18 protein-coding genes are annotated in these 18,941 nt (G+C 49.6%); 7 read left to right on the top strand and 11 right to left on the bottom strand.

All coding sequences use genetic code 11. The features are described 5' to 3' along the window. Positions 1 to 61 precede the first annotated feature (61 nt). From PAT9B_RS26265 to PAT9B_RS26245, 5 genes are all read left to right on the top strand, one after another. Complete coding sequence (locus PAT9B_RS26265) at positions 62 to 958, top strand: LysR family transcriptional regulator (RefSeq protein ID WP_013512316.1); 897 nt, start codon at positions 62 to 64, stop codon at positions 956 to 958. A gap of 190 nt (positions 959 to 1,148) precedes the next feature. Further along, complete coding sequence (locus PAT9B_RS26260; RefSeq protein ID WP_013512315.1) at positions 1,149 to 1,355, top strand: hypothetical protein; 207 nt, start codon at positions 1,149 to 1,151, stop codon at positions 1,353 to 1,355. A gap of 10 nt (positions 1,356 to 1,365) precedes the next feature. Further along, positions 1,366 to 2,070 carry a nucleotidyl transferase AbiEii/AbiGii toxin family protein gene (locus PAT9B_RS26255; RefSeq protein ID WP_013512314.1) on the top strand — a complete coding sequence of 235 codons (705 nt, stop codon included), beginning with the start codon at positions 1,366 to 1,368 and terminating at the stop codon, positions 2,068 to 2,070. A gap of 428 nt (positions 2,071 to 2,498) precedes the next feature. Beyond that, positions 2,499 to 3,131 carry a YbhB/YbcL family Raf kinase inhibitor-like protein gene (locus PAT9B_RS26250; RefSeq protein ID WP_013512313.1) on the top strand — a complete coding sequence of 211 codons (633 nt, stop codon included), beginning with the start codon at positions 2,499 to 2,501 and terminating at the stop codon, positions 3,129 to 3,131. Positions 3,132 to 3,153: 22 nt separating this feature from the next. Beyond that, a complete protein-coding gene (locus PAT9B_RS26245) occupies positions 3,154 to 4,011 on the top strand; it encodes a helix-turn-helix transcriptional regulator (protein WP_013512312.1) in 858 nt (285 codons plus the stop codon). Between the two features lie 53 nt (positions 4,012 to 4,064). Here the strand turns inward: PAT9B_RS26245 and PAT9B_RS26240 are convergent, their stop codons facing one another. The 7 genes from PAT9B_RS26240 to PAT9B_RS26210 form a co-directional block, all read right to left on the bottom strand. Next, the gene (locus PAT9B_RS26240; RefSeq protein WP_013512311.1) at positions 4,065 to 5,054 is read right to left on the bottom strand and encodes an aldo/keto reductase; all 990 of its coding nucleotides are present in this window, start codon (positions 5,052 to 5,054) and stop codon (positions 4,065 to 4,067) included. A 25-nt stretch (positions 5,055 to 5,079) separates the two neighbouring features. Then, positions 5,080 to 5,931 (bottom strand): aldo/keto reductase, encoded by an 852-nt coding sequence (locus PAT9B_RS26235; RefSeq protein ID WP_013512310.1) that lies wholly within the window; start codon positions 5,929 to 5,931, stop codon positions 5,080 to 5,082. A 131-nt stretch (positions 5,932 to 6,062) separates the two neighbouring features. Further along, positions 6,063 to 7,112 carry an alpha/beta fold hydrolase gene (locus PAT9B_RS26230; RefSeq protein WP_013512309.1) on the bottom strand — a complete coding sequence of 350 codons (1,050 nt, stop codon included), beginning with the start codon at positions 7,110 to 7,112 and terminating at the stop codon, positions 6,063 to 6,065. Positions 7,113 to 7,160: 48 nt separating this feature from the next. Continuing rightward, positions 7,161 to 7,913, bottom strand: a complete 753-nt coding sequence (locus tag PAT9B_RS26225; RefSeq protein ID WP_013512308.1) for a carboxymuconolactone decarboxylase family protein — start codon at positions 7,911 to 7,913, stop codon at positions 7,161 to 7,163. After that, positions 7,891 to 8,358 carry a cupin domain-containing protein gene (locus PAT9B_RS26220; RefSeq protein WP_013512307.1) on the bottom strand — a complete coding sequence of 156 codons (468 nt, stop codon included), beginning with the start codon at positions 8,356 to 8,358 and terminating at the stop codon, positions 7,891 to 7,893. Before PAT9B_RS26220 ends, PAT9B_RS26225 begins: the two co-directional genes overlap by 23 nt. A 65-nt stretch (positions 8,359 to 8,423) precedes the next feature. Next, positions 8,424 to 9,869 carry a heavy metal sensor histidine kinase gene (locus PAT9B_RS26215; protein WP_013512306.1) on the bottom strand — a complete coding sequence of 482 codons (1,446 nt, stop codon included), beginning with the start codon at positions 9,867 to 9,869 and terminating at the stop codon, positions 8,424 to 8,426. Next, positions 9,862 to 10,554, bottom strand: a complete 693-nt coding sequence (locus PAT9B_RS26210) for a heavy metal response regulator transcription factor (RefSeq protein ID WP_013512305.1) — start codon at positions 10,552 to 10,554, stop codon at positions 9,862 to 9,864. The genes PAT9B_RS26215 and PAT9B_RS26210 overlap by 8 nt, the downstream gene beginning before the upstream one ends. Positions 10,555 to 10,730: 176 nt before the next feature. Here PAT9B_RS26210 and PAT9B_RS26205 point away from each other — a divergent pair, with 176 nt between their 5' ends. Next, a complete protein-coding gene (locus PAT9B_RS26205) occupies positions 10,731 to 11,780 on the top strand; it encodes an alpha/beta hydrolase (RefSeq protein WP_013512304.1) in 1,050 nt (349 codons plus the stop codon). A gap of 150 nt (positions 11,781 to 11,930) precedes the next feature. Here PAT9B_RS26205 and PAT9B_RS26200 read toward each other — a convergent pair whose 3' ends face one another. From PAT9B_RS26200 to PAT9B_RS26190, 3 genes are all read right to left on the bottom strand, one after another. Beyond that, positions 11,931 to 13,133: a multidrug effflux MFS transporter gene (locus PAT9B_RS26200; protein WP_013512303.1), complete on the bottom strand. Its 1,203-nt coding sequence runs from the start codon at positions 13,131 to 13,133 to the stop codon at positions 11,931 to 11,933. A 189-nt stretch (positions 13,134 to 13,322) separates the two neighbouring features. Continuing rightward, the gene (gene fic, locus PAT9B_RS26195; protein WP_013512302.1) at positions 13,323 to 14,399 is read right to left on the bottom strand and encodes a protein adenylyltransferase Fic; all 1,077 of its coding nucleotides are present in this window, start codon (positions 14,397 to 14,399) and stop codon (positions 13,323 to 13,325) included. A 222-nt stretch (positions 14,400 to 14,621) separates the two neighbouring features. Further along, positions 14,622 to 15,650, bottom strand: a complete 1,029-nt coding sequence (locus PAT9B_RS26190; RefSeq protein ID WP_013512301.1) for a tyrosine-type recombinase/integrase — start codon at positions 15,648 to 15,650, stop codon at positions 14,622 to 14,624. Positions 15,651 to 16,301: 651 nt separating this feature from the next. Between PAT9B_RS26190 and PAT9B_RS26185 the strand changes: the two genes are divergently transcribed. Continuing rightward, positions 16,302 to 17,303, top strand: a complete 1,002-nt coding sequence (locus PAT9B_RS26185) for a membrane protein (RefSeq protein ID WP_013512300.1) — start codon at positions 16,302 to 16,304, stop codon at positions 17,301 to 17,303. A 595-nt stretch (positions 17,304 to 17,898) separates the two neighbouring features. On the opposite strand, the gene PAT9B_RS26180 is transcribed toward PAT9B_RS26185, so the two are convergent. Next, positions 17,899 to 18,672 (bottom strand): hypothetical protein, encoded by a 774-nt coding sequence (locus tag PAT9B_RS26180; RefSeq protein WP_013512298.1) that lies wholly within the window; start codon positions 18,670 to 18,672, stop codon positions 17,899 to 17,901. Between the last annotated feature and the right edge of the window lie 269 nt (positions 18,673 to 18,941).

The following is an 18,941-nucleotide window of genomic DNA, read 5'->3' as shown; positions in this document are numbered from 1 at the left end:
AGAGAAAGTAGGGTACAGTTTCATTTTGACCGGAAGTTTATGTCCGCAATCAGGGTGTCCGATGGATAGTCTCAATGGCTTCGTGGTGTTTGTTCAGGTGGCGGAAACGCGCAGCTTCGTCGCCGCAGGTCGGCTGCTGGGCGTATCGGCCTCCGCCATCGGCAAAAGTGTGGTGCGACTGGAAGAAAAACTCGGTGTACGCCTGTTCCACCGCAGTACACGCAGTGTCACGTTAACGGCCGAAGGCTCACTGTTTCTGGAGCGCAGCCGACGCATCCTCGCGGAAATCGAAGCTGCGCAGCTGGAACTCTCGCAGGCCACCTCTGAGCCGAGTGGCCGCCTGCGCGTCAGTTTGCCTCTGGTCAGCCCGCTGATGCTGCCGGTACTCGCCGCATTTATGCGTGCATACCCGAAAATTGAGTTGGATCTGGATTTCACCGATCGGTTGGTCGATGTGATCGAAGAGGGGTTCGATGCGGTGGTCAGAACCGGCGATCCCGCTGACTCCCGCCTGTCTGCCCGTCGGCTCGGTACTTTCCGCTCGCTGCTGGTGGCCTCGCCCGACTACCTGGCGCAGCGTGGTACGCCGCACAAGCCCGCTGATCTTCTGGATCACACTTGTCTGCACTATCGCTTCCCTAACAGCGGCAAACTGGAACCTTGGGTATTGCGCCACGATGCCGATGAACCGCGGCTGATGGTGCCAACCTCAATGATCTGCAACAACATCGAGACGCGCGTTTGCTTTGCCTTGCAGGGTCTGGGCATTGCTTACCTGCCTGAATTCGCGATCAGGGAGCCTCTGGCAGAGGGACGACTGTGTGCCGTTCTGAGCGAATATGCGGAACGCACGGGGGTATTTCATGTGCTCTGGCCTGCCAGCAAACATCCCTCGCCGAAAGTTCGGGCTTTCGTGGACTTCCTTAGCGCCAGGGTGTTTCCGGCTACAGCTGGATAACCTAAGACTAAATCATTGTGTGTGGTCAATAGATATATGGTGCTTGTCCGGCAGGTCGTGGCAATAGTACAATATTTGCTCATGTCAGGATTGGTCATCTACAGGACAGTTCGTTTACGGCACTGGTGCATACATAAAGTAGATATATTTGCTATACTGATTAGATGGTTATGATGTATTTGGAGGATGTATGGGTGAAATCAACAGACTTAACTATCCAGAATTGGATAAAATCATGTGGGATTTTCACAACCAAACCGTCTCCGCAGAACAGGCGTTTCAGATTTACGAGCAGCGCTGGCGCTATGTGGATGAACAATACATGAAGCCAAATGAGCGTAATTTATTGAAAGAACTCATTAAACATTACGGTAACGGCGTGTTTATGGCTGCATAAGGTTTATGTTGTGATCAAATATAAAGTTGCACATCATCAATTAATAAGATCGGTATTGGAGAACTTCAATGCCGATTTTTTTTATAAAAATACAATTCTCTTTGGTGGTGGAACTCGTATAGCGCTTGAAATCTCTGAATACAGAGAATCGATAGATGTGGATTTTTTATGTCCTGATCAAGCTTCTTATCGTTCTGTAAGAGAACAGGTTACATCCCATTCATTGGGGGAGCTTGTAAAGGAAGATTTCAATTACGTCCGTGACATTGCATTTGACCGCTATGGCACCAGAACATTTATTGATATCAACGATACCAAGATTAAGATTGAATTTGTTAGCTTTGAAAATTACCAGCTAGTAAAAGACGAAGGGAAATTATTTCCATTACCTTATATTGACAGAACAAGTTGTTTTTATACCAAGTTATTGGCTAACGCCGACAGATGCTTGTCCCCTCCATTTAAAGATATTTATGACCTACTTGCTATGAGTGACGCATGGGGAGGTATCCCTCAGGAAGCCTTTGCTAAAGCAGAAATGCATTATGGTTCATCAATCCGTAAGCAACTCCGCCGCTCTTTGGAGGATATCATTAATAATGAAATCAAATATCTAAAGGCTGCAGAATCAATGCTGATTGACAAATCTTACTCTTTACGTTTGGTTAGACAAACAGCCAAAGACCTTTTAAATGGCTTAGATGTAAATTCATAAGAATAATTGCAATAGCAGCGGATTTGAATGGGGCCCATCCTTTAAGAATGGCGTCATTCTGCACTATCTGAACTGATGTTTTCATCAGGTCTGTGACGTAAACAATCGATAGATGTCGGTTGAACGTGTCAGCACTAACATCTCCTCCTTACATGGGATCATTTAGCTGGTCCTGCTGAAGCACTGAAAAACCTGGCTGGGTCATCACCGCATATCTTGGAAAGATTACCCTTCCTTCCGTCCGGACCAGTCTGTAGAGCCGGGCAGAGTCAGCAAAACTTGCTTATGGACACTGAATAACTAATCCTGTCCAGAATGACAGCTTCGGTGATAAATTTGACTGGATTAGATCGCCCTGAAGTTGCGAAGCTTTTTATAATCAGGTTGACGTTGATTATCGTTCCATCCGAATCGCACAAGGAGCAGAAATGAAATTATTCAGCCACAGCTTTAATGACGGGGATGTGATCCCCGGTAAAAACAGTTTCGCGGTTTATGATGCGCAGAGCCACGTGCGTCTGTCTGATAACCAGAACCCGCATTTCGGCTGGTCAGATCTGCCTGCCGGAACGCAGTCACTGGTACTGATTTGCCATGATTATGATGTGCCGACCAGCGGCGAAAACGTCAATCAGGAAGGTAAAGTCGTGCCGGCTTCTCTGCCACGCACCGATTTTTATCACTGGTCGCTGTTTAACATTCCCGCTACCCAAACAGAGATTGCAGAAGGTTCGCAGTCAAACGGCATCACGGCGAAAGGGAAACCCGGCCCTGACGCGCCTGGTGGGCTGAAACATGGCATCAATGATTATACCGCTTGGTTTGCAGGTGATGATGCCATGGGTGGCACGTATTATGGTTATGATGGCCCCTGCCCACCATGGAACGATGAAATCGTGCATCATTATGTTTTCACTTTATATGCGCTGTCATCGCCAACCCTGACATTCGAAGGCGAGCCAACCGGTGCCAACATCCGTCGTGCTTTGGATAACGGTAATGTTCTGGCTGAAGCGACGCTGACCGGGCTTTACAGCCTGAACCCGGACGTGAAGATTTAACGTTAATTGATCAGGAAAAACCATGACCAGTGACACAGCCTTGCTCGTTAAAGATAAACCGTTGCTATGGTCTGGTTTTTCCCGCAACAGTCTTAGCCGCGCTAATTTAATTTCCGTCGCCTGGCCGGAACTGAAAATTCAGCAGAAGGCGAGTTCATTTTTCTTTTATGAACCGGCGCTGTTGTTAGTATTATCCGGGAGGATTGAATTCTCCCACGGCGCTAAACCTTATCAACTGAACTCGCCAACCCTGTTAGGTGTAATCGATCAGGGCGTCGATGCCGACTATATCAAGTATCCGGCAACGGAGGCGGCTGCGTTCCGCTCCCTGTTTATTTCGCTCAATGCCGATGTGCTTGACGCTTTTTATCAACAGTTCCCACAATATCTCGTCGGTACCAGGAAAAATGCGCAGATCACCACCGTGGAATTATTGAGTCACCAACAAGAGTCAATACGTAATTTATTGGCGATGCTGGAAAACCCGCAAATAAGCGATGATCGGGTGCGACTGCGTATCTTTGATCTGCTGCTGGTACTGGCCGAACAAAATATCCGCTTTCTATTACCGCAACAGCAGGGCATTTTTCCGCGACTGAGCAAGCTGTTACGCGAAGCGCCGGATAAAGGATGGACGGCAAAAGTTGCGGGCGACGCACTGGCGATGAGTGAATCTACGCTACGCCGACGGCTGCGACAGGAAGGCGTCAGATTTGAACAGCTGTTGCTGGATATTCGTATGCATCATGCCCTGATGCTGATCCAAACGACCCACTGGAATCTTGCCCAGGTTGCAGATGCCTGCGGCTACAAATCGGTATCGCGTTTTACTGAGCGATTCCGCTACCGCTTTGGCAACTCGCCTGCCCAATTGCGATAACCTGGTAATAGCGGCAATAACTGGCCTGCACTTGCGGCAGGCCAGTTTTCGCTTTAACGACCGACCCGGGCCTGTAATGAGGCCGGATAACGCTCGCCGACGATTTTCACCGCGGCAAGCGCCTGGGAGATTTGGCGTAAATCATCCGGTGCAAGGACAACGTCCACAGCCGCCAGATTTTCCTCCAGTCGATGCAGCTTGGTTGTGCCGGGAATCGGCACAATCCACGGTTTTTGTGCCAGCAGCCACGCCAGCGCGATCTGCGCAGGGGTAACCCCTTTTGCCGCAGCCAGCTCCGCCAATAACGCGACAAGCTTTTCATTAGCGGCGAGTGCTTCAGCGGCAAAGCGAGGGACTTTGCTGCGAAAATCATCCTCACCGAAAGTCGTACTGGTCTTGATGGCACCGGTCAGGAAGCCTTTCCCTAACGGGCTGAACGGCACAAAGCCAATGCCCAGTTCTTCCAGCAAGGGAATAATTTCCTGCTCGGGTTCGCGCCACCACATCGAGTATTCGCTCTGCAGAGCGGTAACCGGCTGGACAGCATGTGCACGCCGAATGGTCTGTGCACCGGCTTCGGACAGGCCGAAGTGTTTAACCTTGCCTTCTGCAATCAGGTCTTTCACCGTACCCGCGACATCCTCAATTGGCACATCAGGATCGACGCGGTGCTGGTACAACAGATCGATCACGTCGGTTTTGAGGCGGCGTAACGATCCTTCCACCGCTGTGCGGATATGCTCTGGACGGCTGTTCAAGATCTGCTGCTTGTTGTCATCGCCGAAGGTAAAGCCAAATTTGGTGGCGATGACCACGCGGTCGCGCAACGGTTTTAAGGCTTCGCCCACCACCTCTTCATTGAGCCACGGGCCATACACTTCGGCGGTGTCGAAGAATGTGACGCCACGTTCAACCGCGGCACGAATAAGTTCGACAGCCTGACGGGTATCCGTAGCAGGGCCGTAGCCGTAGCTCAAACCCATGCAACCGAGTCCAAGCGCTGATACTTCGAGTCCGGATTTACCGAGATAACGATTTTTCATCAATCTGTCCCTCCGCTGTTAAGGATTAAACGTCGAGTTTGCGCGCCGTCAGCCATTCCACCATCGCAGGGTCGCGATGCGAGAAAAATGCGCTGGTTGCCGTATCAAGTGCGGCAATTTGCAGCATGTCTTCAGCACTGAGCGCGAAATCGAGAATATTGATATTCTCTGCCATGCGCGCTTTTCGCACTGACTTGGCCAGCGATACAATGCCGCGCTGGAAGATCCAACGCAGCACCACCTGACCAACACTTTTGCCATATTTGTGACCGATCGCCGTTAATACCGGGTGCTGGAACAAACCGTTTCGCCCTTCGGCAAAAGGTGCCCATGCCTCCGGCTGGATACCACGGCTTTGCATCCAGGGGGCGGCCTGCAACTGCTGGGTAAAGGGGTTGACCTCAACCTGGTTAACGGCCGGGACAACCTTGTTGAACGCGATAAGATCTGCCAGTCGGTCCGGGTGGAAGTTGCTCACGCCGATCGCACGAATTTTCCCTGCTTGTTGCAGTTCTTCCATGGCGCGCCAGGCACCGTGGACGTCGCCGTAAGGCTGGTGGATCAGATACAGGTCAACATAGTCCAGTTGCAGCCGATTCAATGAGCGTTCGAACTGAGCCTTCGCGCCTGCGTAATGAGTGTCCTGCAACCACAGTTTGGTGGTGACGAACAGTTCGTTACGGGCAATGCCGCTCTGCTTCATCGCATTCCCGACCTGAGTTTCATTCTGGTAGGATGCCGCGGTATCAATCAGGCGATACCCCGTTTCGATGGCGTCAATAACGGCTTTTTCACACTCGGCGGCATCCGTCATCTGGAATACACCAAAGCCCAGCAAAGGCATTTCAACACCGTTGTTTAGTTTTACTGTTTGCATGAGGTTGTCCTGTAGATGTTATGTGTGCCAAGCATAACGCAGCAGCATTTATCTGATTAGAGGATGCAATCAGCTAGGGTTTATTAGCAGGATTCATGAATAAAGAATGAACCCTGCTTTTACCCCGTTCACTACTCGAGGTGTTTTTCGCGGATGAATTGGCTGACCAGATCCGCGATCAGCACATTATTCAGATCGGAAAAGGGAAAGTGGGTGTTGCCGGTGATCCCTGCCTCCGGGAGATGAATCACGGTTACGTTCCCTCCGTGCTTATTCACCACATCACGCCAGACTCTGGCCATAGCCAGGCGGACGCGCCAACTGTCTTGTGCGGGCAGGGCAACCGGTTTCTCCGGTATGTTATCGCCATAAATAATCAAAACGGGAATTTTGGTCAGCGCCATGAACTGAACCAGTGGCACGGGTTCACCTTTTAACGTATCGAAGGCGCTGGGCATTGGGGCGGGTAGTTCTTGCTCAGGGAAAACGAAGCCGCTACCCGGCTCAAACGCCACAATGGCTTTCACTTTGTCGTTTTTCATCGCGGTATACCAGCCCGGACCACCGCCCTGAGAGTGGGTAAAAAGAATAGCCGGACCGGATCTATCCACCACAGCTGAGATGGCGTCAGAAATAACATTGACATCAAATGGTCCGGTGTTCGGGGTCATCTGGCGGAAGTACTGATTCAGTGCTGTTTTGTCGTGAGAGAACTGAACGCCCGGGAAATAATTGGGCCAGACACCGAGGCGAAACTGATTAAACCACATCTGTTCATCCGGTTTGGGCACGATAGCGTCTGCAACGGTACTGCGGCCAGCACCTCCCCGGCGCGGTTGATCGACCAGATAGGTTGAGAACCCACGGCGTAGAAAAATATTCTGAAAACCTTCGCGGCCATCCGGCGTCGTTTCCCAGGTGCGGGAAAACTGCCCTGCACCGTGCAACATGACAATCGGGTATTTATGGGGATTTACCGGGATTTGGTAGAACACCTGCGCATGATCGCCATGATAAGTTTGACCGTTGGAATTCAACGGCTTTTTCGCCTCAAATGTGCCAGGGGCAGTGATAACAGTACCACCAGCGGCAGAGCTTCCTTGTTCCTGAATAACTAATGGCTCGGCATATGCGGACTGAGCCATCAGACACATCACCAGCATTGTTAAAAGTGTCTTCAACGAAACATCCTCTGCGCATGTCTGCGCTTTTATGGGGAAATCTGCGGGTTACTGATCCGCCAGTGCCTGTTGTAACGCCATCTCAGCGCGCATTGCCGCGCCTGTTTCTCCATGTTCACGCAGGGTCTGCGCTAACTGGTGCAGTTGTCCTGCCGTCAGTCCGACGCGCTGGCTGGCGCGCATATGGGATAACAACTGAGCTTCAACACCGGGCGTGGCAGCTAATGCCCCGACCGTTGCCAGCTCGCGGCTTTGCCAGTCGAGGTTGTCACGGGCAAAAATGTCGCCAAACAGATGGGTTTGCAGGTACTGATTAATGACTGGCGCGAAATCAAACAAGGGGCCCTGGACCGGTGCGCCGGAGATTTTGGTCTGGTTGGCAGTGCCAACCTGTCGCAGTTCATCCCCGACAGGGACTGGGCTGACAGGCTCGTTACCCGCAATATCGTGGATTCCGCGTTGCTGACGCGTCTCAACCACCTTCATCAGGGCATTTAACGCATTTAAACTGCGCGGAAAGCCGGTGTAGGCATACAGCTGAACCAGAATTTCTTTAAGTTCATTAACCGTCAACCCGGCGTCCAGCCCCTGATTGAGCGCACCATTCAGTTTTTCCATCTGGCTGCTGGCCATATAGGCGGCAATCAACGGAATTGCCTGCTGACGAGGTGACAACGTTGACGAAATAGTCTGTTTTTCTGCGGTTCCGGTCGTTGCTGGCGCAGCATTGACCGTCAGACTGCAACCCAGCATCAGCCAGGCCGCCGTCATCAATGCCTTAATGGGCGCGGTATTGTTCATCCGTCACTTTCTCCATCCAGTTAACGTTGATTCCATTTGCCACCCCGGTTATCGCCAGATGTGTCATCGCACTACCTGGGGCGGCACCATGCCAGTGTTTGACACCCGGTGGGCAGGACACGACATCACCGGGACGAATGGTCTGTACCGGCTGGCCTTCCTGCTGCGTCAGTCCCACGCCAGCGGTCACGATCAGTCGCTGGCCAGCCGGATGCGTATGCCAGGCTGACCGCGCGCCGGGCTCAAAGGTGACATACGCCGCTGAAACATTGATGTCATTATCCGGTTTGAATAACGGGTCCACCCGGACACGCCCGGTAAAGTTCTCCGCCGGGCCATATAACGCGTTTTGGCTGCCGGCGGGGGCAAGATGTTGCGTCTCAGCTGAGGACGCAAAAGTGAAGAGGGGCAGTAACAGCCCGAGGTAACGTATTTTTCCGGTCATGCTGAGCGTCCTTTTCATTGATGAAGGGGATAGCCAGCCATGATTCTAACGAGCGGCAAATGTCGTCAGACTGACGCTTCCCTGACAATTTTGTCAGTTGGAGGAATGGTGAAGGGAATTGCGTTTCGCGCCGTATCCGTCTGCATGGCAAAGGTCAGTCCAAAGGTGTTCATACCGCCCTCACTGTGTGCAAAGACTTCTCCCCGATGCATAATTGCCACGGCACGGACGATCGACAGCCCCAAGCCATGATGGGTATCGCTGCGGGTGCGCGAGGAGTCAGCCCGGTAAAAGCGTTCAAACAGCCGATGCAACTGTTCCGGCGCAATGGGATCGCCTGGATTGGAAACTGCAACGCAGGCCTGGTTATTCATCGTGCTTAAGCGAACGGTCACCTGACTGTTGGCTGGCGCGTATCTTGCACTATTTTCGAGGAGATTAGCCAACGAGCGGTGAAATAAACGCCGATCAATCTCGACCAGAACATTCCCTTCTACCGCCAGAGAAAGTTGTTTTTCCGCGAATGAAGGTTCGACATATTCGGCTGTTTTCAGCGTCTCTTCACGCAGGGAGACCTGAGTCAGCTGAGCGGCATGTTCACCTGCATGAGCATGGGACAGAAACAGCATGTCATTGACGATGGACGTCATACGCTCAAGTTCTTCCAGGTTTGAACCCAGTAACTCTTCCAGTTCTTCATGGGAACGGCGACGTGATAGCCCTAATTGCGTTTGACCAATCAGGTTAGTAAGCGGTGTGCGGAGTTCATGCGCCACATCGGCGTTAAAACTTTCGAGCTGTCGCCAGGCAATCTCCTGCCGCATCAGGACACCGTTAAATGATGCTGCCAACTGCTGTAATTCTCCGGGTAAGGCAGTGGTATCCAGTCGTTGACTATGATCGCCCGGTGCGAGCAGTTGTGCCTGTTTGCCCAGTGCGCCCACCGGACGCAGACCAATTTTTGAGACGCCATAGCCTAATAATGCGACGATTAACACGCCTGCCACGGCAATAATCAGCAGCGTGCGGGTGAAGGCATCCAGGGTACCCATATACGGTGTCGAGTCGATGGCGACGATATAGCGCAACGCCGGTCGCGCGCCATTAGCAGGGATGGTTTTGACCAACAGGAAGAGTGAACACACACCTTCTGCTGCGCCGGGCATTTTGTTAAAACCTTCCTGCAAAGAGGACCATTGAACACCCACGGGTGGCGCACCGCCGACACTAAAGCGCGGGTCGGCACTGACTATCCAGTAGCGGACGCGCTCCCCCTCAGAGTTGGTTAACACGGTGAATTTATTCGCCAGCGTAGACCAGTCATCTGCTGAGGTGCGTGCGGAGATCCACGGGCTCATTAATGATTGCCGAAATGACAGCTCGTTGTGCATCTGTTTTTGCAGCGAGTCATGTAACGAGCTGCGCAGCAGGATGCCGATCGCCGAGACAATTAACAAGGCCGTTAACGCAAACATCAGTGCCAAATGTACCGAGATGGATCGCTTAAACATGCTGATCTCCGGGCCTGACTTCAAGCACATATCCCATACCCCGCACGGTATGCAGTAGCCTGACGGCAAATGGCGTATCGACTTTGGCACGTAAACGTTTAATCGCGACCTCAACCACGTTGGCGTCGCTGTCAAAATTCATATCCCATACCTGTTCCGCGATCATCATCTTCGACAAAATTTCGCCCTGATGGCGCGCCAGCAGGCTCAGCAAGGCAAACTCTTTCGCGGTGAGGTCCAGTCGGGTTCCCAAACGGAATACCCGTCTGGACAGCAGATCTACCTGTAAATCGTGAATTTGCAGTTGCGTGATATCCGTGCCATCCGCAGAACGGCGACGAACCAGCGCCTGAATGCGCGCGACCAACTCAATAAGCGAGAACGGTTTAGGGAGATAATCATCTGCACCCAGCCGCAGTCCTTTGACGCGTTCATCCACCGATCCGCGAGCAGATAACATCAACACCGGTGTCTGCTTGCTGGATCGCACCCCTTCCAGTACCCGATAGCCATCCATTCCGGGCAGCATCACATCAAGGATGATCGCGTCGTAGTCGAACTCCAGTGCGAAATGCAGCCCCTCAGCGCCATTCGCTGAAACGTCCACCGTGAACCCGGACTCGCCCAAAGCACGACGAAGATAGGTTGAGGTTTTTTCTTCATCCTCGACTAACAACAGGCGCATAACGCTGCTTCCTCCTGAACTTAACGGTAACGGGCCATTGTGCCCCTGACTTGCCAACACCAGGCTGACGACTTACTGACAAAAATGTTATTCAGCCGTCACCATGCTGACAGCCCTGCCTGCCTAATCTGAGCCTGCTTATTTGCTATCGCGAACCTGACCCATCGGGAGATACCATGAAATTCACGCTGTTAAATGCAATGTTGCTTACCGCTATGGCTGGCGTCGCCTCCGTGCATGCCGCTGATTACAAAAAGAATCCGTTCACCCTCGTTTATGATGGAGCCATCACCGAGAATGTTCAGGGGCAGGTCAATATCCATCCGGTCAAATACGATCTGCATGGCATCCAAATTGCGGCGAATGTTTACACCCCAGCCAATTACGATCCGGCGAAAAAGTATCCGGCAATTGTCGTAGCTCACCCGAATGGTGGCGTAAAAGAGCAGGTTGCCGGGTTGTATGCACAACGCCTGGCTGAGCACGGATACATCACCATCACTGCCGATGCGGCCTATCAGGGTGCCAGCGGTGGTATGCCACGTAGTGTTGATAAACCGGCTAACCGCATTGAAGATATTCACGGCATGGCTGACTACATCAGCCAGTACCCTGGCGTTGATACCGCCCGCATTGGTTTGCTGGGCATTTGTGGTGGCGGTGGTTATTCATTAAAAGCCGCTCAGACTGATAAACGCTTTAAAGCGCTGGCAACGCTGAGCATGTTTGACTCTGGCCGTGTGCGCCGCAACGGCTATCAGGAATCACAAATTGCGACTATCCAGGCGCGTCTGCAACAAGCCAGCGAAGCGCGTGCAAAAGAAGCGGCAACCGGGGAAGTCAGTTATTCCGGCGATGCCAACCTGACCGATGAACAGATCGCGAAACTGCCGTTTGATCTCTACCGCCAGGGTTACGAGTACTACTGGAAAACCCATGCTCATCCCAACTCTACGTTCCGCTATACCACCAGCAGCCTGCTCGATTTGATGAGTTTTGATGCGCAAAGCAATATGGATCTCATCAATCAGCCGCTGTTAATGATGGCCGGGACAAAAGCAGACTCGCGATATATGACCGAAAGTGCCTTCAAAATGGCCACCGGTACGCAGAATAAAGAGTTATTCCTGATTGATGGCGCAACCCATATCGAAACGTACTGGGTGCCGCGCTACGTTAACCAGGCGATGAGCAAGTTAGATATCTTCTTCGATAAGAATATTTAACCCGTTCTCGATAACTTGATGCCTGTTCATCCCTCTAACGGCTATTAACAGGCAGATTAACCTGGTTGGCGCTAAAGATAATTGCGCCTGACGAATAGAGGTTATGAGATAAATTCATAAGTATCATCAGGGACGGCACAGTATCCGGCGCTATTTCTTCACCTGAACCGTCAGCACGATTAAGGCGCTGCCCAGCGTAAATACGGCAATTATCCAGCCCATGGTCCAGGGCGTGCCATCGCTAAACAGCGCCAGCAACAGGGATGAGATGATGCCACTGCCGTACTGAAGCGACCCCATCAGCGCCGAGGCAGAACCCGCAACATTAGGTACGGCATCCAGCGCGCAGGCGGTAGAGGTTGCGGCGATGATGCCGTTCATGGAAAAGAAGACAAACACGGTTGCCACAATGATGCCCATCCCACCCACTCCCAACCCGGTCGCGACAGCCAGCGTCAGGGCGGCCAGGCTCGCCACGGATACGGCAACCTTAAGTAACGTTTCCAATGGGAAGCGGTGGACCAGGCGTCGGTTCACCATGCTCACCACCATTAAGCCAACGATATTGACGGCAAACAACCAACCGTAATGCTGCGGATCAACCCCAAACCAGGTGATGTAAACAAACGGGGAGCCGGTGATAAAGGCATAAGCGGCAATGTAGTAGAACGTCAGACAGAGCGTAAAACGCATGTAGCGGCCGTTCGTCAGCAGGGCGTAGTAGTTACCAAAGGCACTGGATACGGATGCCGCGGAACGTTTGTCTTCTGCCAAGGTTTCGGGTAGCCAGAATAACGAAAACAACATCAATGCGCCGATAAGTGCGAGCAGCCAGAAAATGGCATGCCACGACGTGACCTTAATCATCTGCCCGCCAAGTAGCGGCCCGGCAATCGGCGCTATCGCCATGATGATCATCAGCGTCGAAAGCATTTGCGCGGCGCGCGTGCGGCTAAACAGATCGCGGATCATCGCACGTGCCAGCATCGGACCGGTGCAGGCACCTAACGCCTGAAAGATTCGCCAGAAGACGATTTGTACGATATCGGTTGATAACGCACAGCCCACTGAACCTATCACGAAAAGAAACATCCCGATGAATAGCGGCACACGTCGTCCGTAGCGATCGCTAATCGGTCCCCAAATCAACTGGGCAATGCTAAAACCGATCAAAAATCCGGTGATGGTGAGTTCCGCATCCCCCTGCAAATCCTTTGTCATTAAAGGCATGGCAGGAAGATAGATGTCGGTTGACAGGGAAGTGACAGCCATTAATGCGCTGAGAATCAGAACAAATGTCAGGCCGCTTTTATTGACCGTCGTCGACTGCGTTCGTGCCTGTAAATTAAGCATGGTGACCCATCTGAAGATAAAGAGATGGGTGCATGTTAACGGGTTTATGCGGTGAGATAATGTCCGCTATCGGGATAGGGATTATGAATTGTATTCATTAATCTGTTACATCACCGGCACTGGCGTACCGGCATTGCGCAGACCGATGAGATAAGCGAATGAGTTCAGGTGATCAGGGTTTATCGCAGTTTACTGGTTTAACTCGGTCAATAACCGGGTATTAAGATATAACTTTTCTCGCCCCAAACTTATCTCCTCCAGCACGCCTATTTCAACCAGATGCTTCAGGTAAGTTGAGGCGGTTTGACGTTTTGCTATGCCGTGTTCAACCAAATTTTCAATGCGGCAATATGGCTGGGCAAAGAGTACCTGAATGAGTTCGTGGGTATATATTTTAGGTAATTTCTCGCGTACATATTCAGTCACTTCAGCCATAAGCTCACGCACAATCGCTATTTTTTTCGTTGTCCAGCGGGCTGTTTTCTCAACTGCTTCCAGCATGAAGAGAATCCACGATTCCCAGTCGCCATCGGCGGTCACTCCACGTAATAGGGTGTAGTAATCGTCACGTCTTTCCAGAATAAATCGAGAAAGATAGAGAATGGGTAATGACAGCAATTCTGTCTGAATCAGATACAGAATATTCACTATACGGCCAGTGCGCCCATTTCCGTCTGGGAATGGATGAATACATTCGAATTGATAGTGTGAGATGGCCATTTTTACTAACGGGTCAATGTCATCTTCAGCATGTATGAAACGTTCCCAGTTCGCCAGTAAATCACGAATTTGCGTTTCACCTACCGGAGGCGTATACACCACATCATTGTTTTGGTCCCGCAATACAGTGCCGGGGGTTTTACGGATATCCGTCTGGACTGACCGCAGTTTGGTGCAAATGGCTATTGCTGTGTTCGTACAAAGTGGGTGCGTTTCCAGCTGGAGGAAGCCATCGTACAAAGCCGTGCGATAACGTAATGCTTCTTTTGTCGCCGGATCAGCGTTCTCTGCACGATCCGCATACTGAAAAAGCTGATCGCTTGTTGTCACGATGTTTTCAATGCGGGAAGAATCCTTTGCTTCCATCATCGGAAGGATATTGATCAGTAGTCCCTGATCGGGGATCAGCTCTCCTGCAGTTTTCAGCTCGGCGATCGCTGCACGTGCATTGATGCATGCCTTAAGAACACGACGTGTCTCAATGTTTTCGAGGTCTGGTGGCAGGACCGGAAGGTTGTTGTAGGGCGTTGCGGGATTCCAGCGCATATGTTTATAAAAACCGTTTTTATCGACATATGGCTATAATATGTCGATGCCATAAACATGTCACGTGGTCATGTTTAAAAAAATCGTTTTTTTCGACATATAGGCTTAACGTGTCGATAGCATAAACATGTCTGAGCGATATGTTTAAAATAATGGTTTTTTTAAACATATCCTCGAAAGTACCACGCTACAACACATGAGGGTATAAAGCCCTGTTCAGGCTCATTCGTCTTCCTCCATCAACCCGATCATCGCCCCTTTATGTGCTTCAACCATGCGTATATAGCGCATCACTGTTTCCGTCCGGGTCCAGGTGCCTTCCTGCATAATCTGCGCCACCGAAAATCCCTTTCTTGCCATGTCCTGGGCTGCCCCAACGCGGGCACTGTGACCACTCCATCCGGCATACCGTCCCTTGTTGGTTCTGCTAAGAGCCGCCACACCCGCAGCTTCCCGGGCGCGGAGAAATATGTCCTCAAGGCAGGGCGTACTCATCGGTGAAAAAATCTTTTTTGTCATACGGTTAGAACGGTGGACAGGGCAAAAAATCATGGCATCCGGTTCACCCGTCAGTCCGGCTGCGACTATCCAATCGGTCAGGCGCTGGCTGGACTGGGTACTCAACGCCTTCACAATCCCCCCCGACTGCACAATGGTTTTTGTCCAGGCCACATCCAGAATCATGCGCCCGTCCGCAGCGCGGGAAATATCGCGTACTCGCAAGCGTGATAATTCACTGAGACGAAGCAGCGTACTGTAAGCCACGTGCATAAAGGCAAGATCGCGCAGTTGCTGTAACCGAGGTGAACCTTGCCAGGCCGTATCGAGTTTTTTCAGATCCTGTCGGCAGAAGGGAACGGCCTGCCCGGTACGCTCACCCGCGATCACCGCAGCACGATTTATTTTCTTCACCACGCGGAAAACGTCGGGAGAGACGTTCGGCGGCACCAACCCGGCGTTACGGTGTAACATCGAGATGAGTGCGGCATGCGTTGAAATGGTGGAAGAGGCCCGTCCGATACACTGTAAATGCAGCAGATAATCCCTGAGGTCTTCAGGAGCCATGGGCAGAAAAGAGCGATGGTTTTCTTCAGACCATCTCCAGCAGATCCGCATAACGCTGAGTAACTGCCGCCAGGTGTTGGAAGAGAAAGCCTCACGATCGCGGACGAAAGAAGCCAGCTTCGCGGAAATATCGTCGGAGGCGCTGAATTGCGCGAGCAGCGGATTGGCCACGATCATTTCGGTCATTTTTGTTCAGTTTTTGTCCGTAAAGAATGAGATCGCGCTACGTGAAATCTGACAAAAGAGCAGGGGAGTAATGCGTCAGAATTCACGTAAGAGCGCCTGTTTTTTATGCGTTTTTTAGCTTTACTGGCTTCAGGGGCGTTTAAACCCGAGGATCTGAGGCTGATCCTTATGATACAGGCTTTCGATCGTGCTGTCCTGACCTAATATAAATACAATTATATTAGGTTATAAGATCCAGGCAGACAATTAATATCAATTAAAACAATGGGATACTCCATAATGCGCACCTTTGAAACAATCCTGTGACTGGAAACCCTGACTACAAAGATTGCCAGACTCACGATCCTGGGATGGGCTGCCAGAAAAATCGACTCATGCACGTTGGTTGGGGGAAAGGAGATCTCATCAATTAGCGAGCAGTGCGCTGGTATAAAATGAATAAGGGTGATTTATTGCCTGTGAAAAAGAGAATCAGCGACGGTTCGGTAATGCTAAACCTTACTCACGTTGCCAAATGTATTGGGGTATTAAGAGGATTTAAATTTCTCATTGGTAACCAACGTGCAATAAAGGTATATTCTTTATTATGTACTGGTGACCTTTAAACATTTTATTTAATTATCCTTGATTAGGTTTCGAAAAGGAGTTTTTATGGCCTTATATAACATTTCAAATAAAATCTTAACACCTCTGCAGAGAACAACATTTTCTAATGAAGGACTACAAGAGCGTTATGATATACAAGAGGCGATTAAAAACAACATAGACATATTGGCACCTGATTGTCTGGTGATCGCCGAAGAGTTTTCTGATTGGGAAGATAGTCGGCGCAGAATTGATATTTTAGCCATTGATAAACAAGCAAATCTTGTCGTAATTGAGTTGAAACGTGACGAAATTGGCGCTCATATGGAACTCCAGGCCTTAAGGTACGCCGCGATGATCTCTACGATGAGTTTTTCAAAGGCCTGTGAATATTATCAGGCTTATATTTCAAGAAATAATCTTGATCTTGATGCCAAAGAAAAAATATTGGATTTTGTTGAGCTTCAGGATACTGACTTAGTTAATTTTGGGAAAGATGTCAGAATCATTTTAGCATCAGCTGGATTTAGTAAGGAACTGACAACCACGGCGATTTGGTTAAGAGATAAAGGTGTTGATATTAGCTGTGTAAAAATAACGCCCTATAGTTTCAAAGGTGAAACGTTAATCAATGCAGAGCAAATCATTCCAGTTCCTGAGCTAAACGAGTATCAAGTTAAATTCAGAGAAAAGCGCACGGAACAGATTGCCAGTGCGAAAAGGTCAGAAAAGGACTACTCAAACTATCAATACAAAGGTCTTATCTTAAATAAGAGAAACCTTGCTTTAGAGATTTTCACTGACTGGATAGAAAACAATAAACCAGCCAACTTTGACGAGCTAAAAAAACAATTAAATGGCGTCATAAAAAACCGTACTATTGCCTTAGCTGAACTCATCAATGAAGAGAGAAGAAATCGATACCATATGAATGACGACGATCTGATTGAGCTGGAATCAGGTGAAGTTATAGCAATATCTAATCAATGGGGCATAGGTAACATTGAGCGAGTGCTAGGCTTTTTTCGTCAGGAGGGGTTTGTTGTAGAAAAAGTTGAGATCGATTAGAAGTCACTAACTTCTAATCTGGAACTATAATTTCAATGAGTTGTTCATTATTGGTTGATAAGAATATCGTAATTAAAATTACGATATTCTTTGAAAAAACTGCTTTCAGACGAATACACTGGGACAACTGGCGTGCAGGTATCGGCATGTACGTTAGTGTCTGGCAGCAACTTTGCCACGTGCAGAAGCGCCATCTGCCGGATAACAACTGAGTTAGAAGTCACAGTCAGAGAATGATAGGTTGGAATACAAACCGTCACTTCCGGTATTTTCTGTTGTCAGAAGGTAGTGACTAAAGAATCAACACATTGATTCACCTGCGTTATAGCTGTCTCCTGTTTTTGTGAAAGCTGTGAATGGGAAATTACTATTCTGTATTACTGAAGTTTAATTACCGGAGTGCTAAATTGCTTTAACATGTAGGTTGGCACGCCACTTTACTTCTTCGGTTCAGAGGTGGATACGTGGAATGTGCCTGAAAAAACGAAGCATAAATAAGAATGATGTCCTCTCTTATTTATGCTTGAGTCATCCCCTAAAGTGCGCACTGCTGCTGCCACATCATGGAGATGGGCAGCATTTTACTTTAATGTCCTTATTGGAGATTAACGCTTATCACTTCTCCGGTATCCGCATTAAACGTACAAGAGTATTCTATATTTTTAAACGCACCAAAACCATTTTGAGCCTGTGCCCGATGACCGAAAAGAGTGACTAATTTTCTATTCTTATCATACCAGTTATATGCTGAAAATTTTGACTCTGTTATGCCATCAGTCCACTTAAACTGATACTGAGCAGAGTTTTCAACGGCAATCTTACAGATATAATTCCCGTCTTTATGTTTCGAGGCATAGCAATAAGCATCCTCGAAGCATTTAGCCTCTTCTTCTTTTGCTTTTTGTTCCTTCTCTGCGGCAAGTAACGCATCTTGAGCCGCCTTTTCAGACGCTTTGACTCTCTGTACGTCTACAAATTTGGCATAATCGGTAACGTTGGTAATGTTGTTTTCACGAGCAATAGAAAACTCTTTGCTATCTTTGAATCCCAGTTTTTGTGCTCTGGATTCATCACTTGAAGATCGAGCAATACTTGCCACAATGGCCAATCCAACGATTACCGCTGGTACTGTATATTTATTAACGAGTTTGTAGGGTAAGTACTTAGCTCTAAGGGTTCCAAATGCTAACACTGCCCATCCGAAAGCGATGACAGCCGCTATAAGTTGGCAAAATCCGGCAATCGTGAGCATTACGATTGACCAAAATCCAGTTCCTGCTGCGAGATAATCACCAAACTTCTCAATCGCAGCCAAGAATAAAAACAGCCCCCAAAACCCATAAATCCCTGTTGCCACATACCTGATCACAATAACTATCCTTTTTTATGTCATCCGAGCCAAATGAGGTCAACACCTCCACTAATAAAATCGGCAGCAATCTACTCTTCTTTAGGACAATTTAACGCAAATATTTTCTCGAAATGTCTTCGTTTTCGTTAAAGTGACCAGAGACACAGGGGGGTGTAAATAATAAACAAACTTAAAAAATCCAATATCCCACAAGCATTCGTCATTACAGGAACCGTTCAGATCACGCTGTTAAGAATTAGGGTGACATAGAAGGCGAGGGTAGGGGT

Source organism: Pantoea sp. At-9b (genome assembly GCF_000175935.2).
In the GTDB taxonomy this organism is placed as follows: domain Bacteria; phylum Pseudomonadota; class Gammaproteobacteria; order Enterobacterales; family Enterobacteriaceae; genus Pantoea.
The sequence above is the reverse complement of the archived record's forward strand: the minus strand, read 5'-3'. Positions and strand labels throughout refer to the sequence as shown.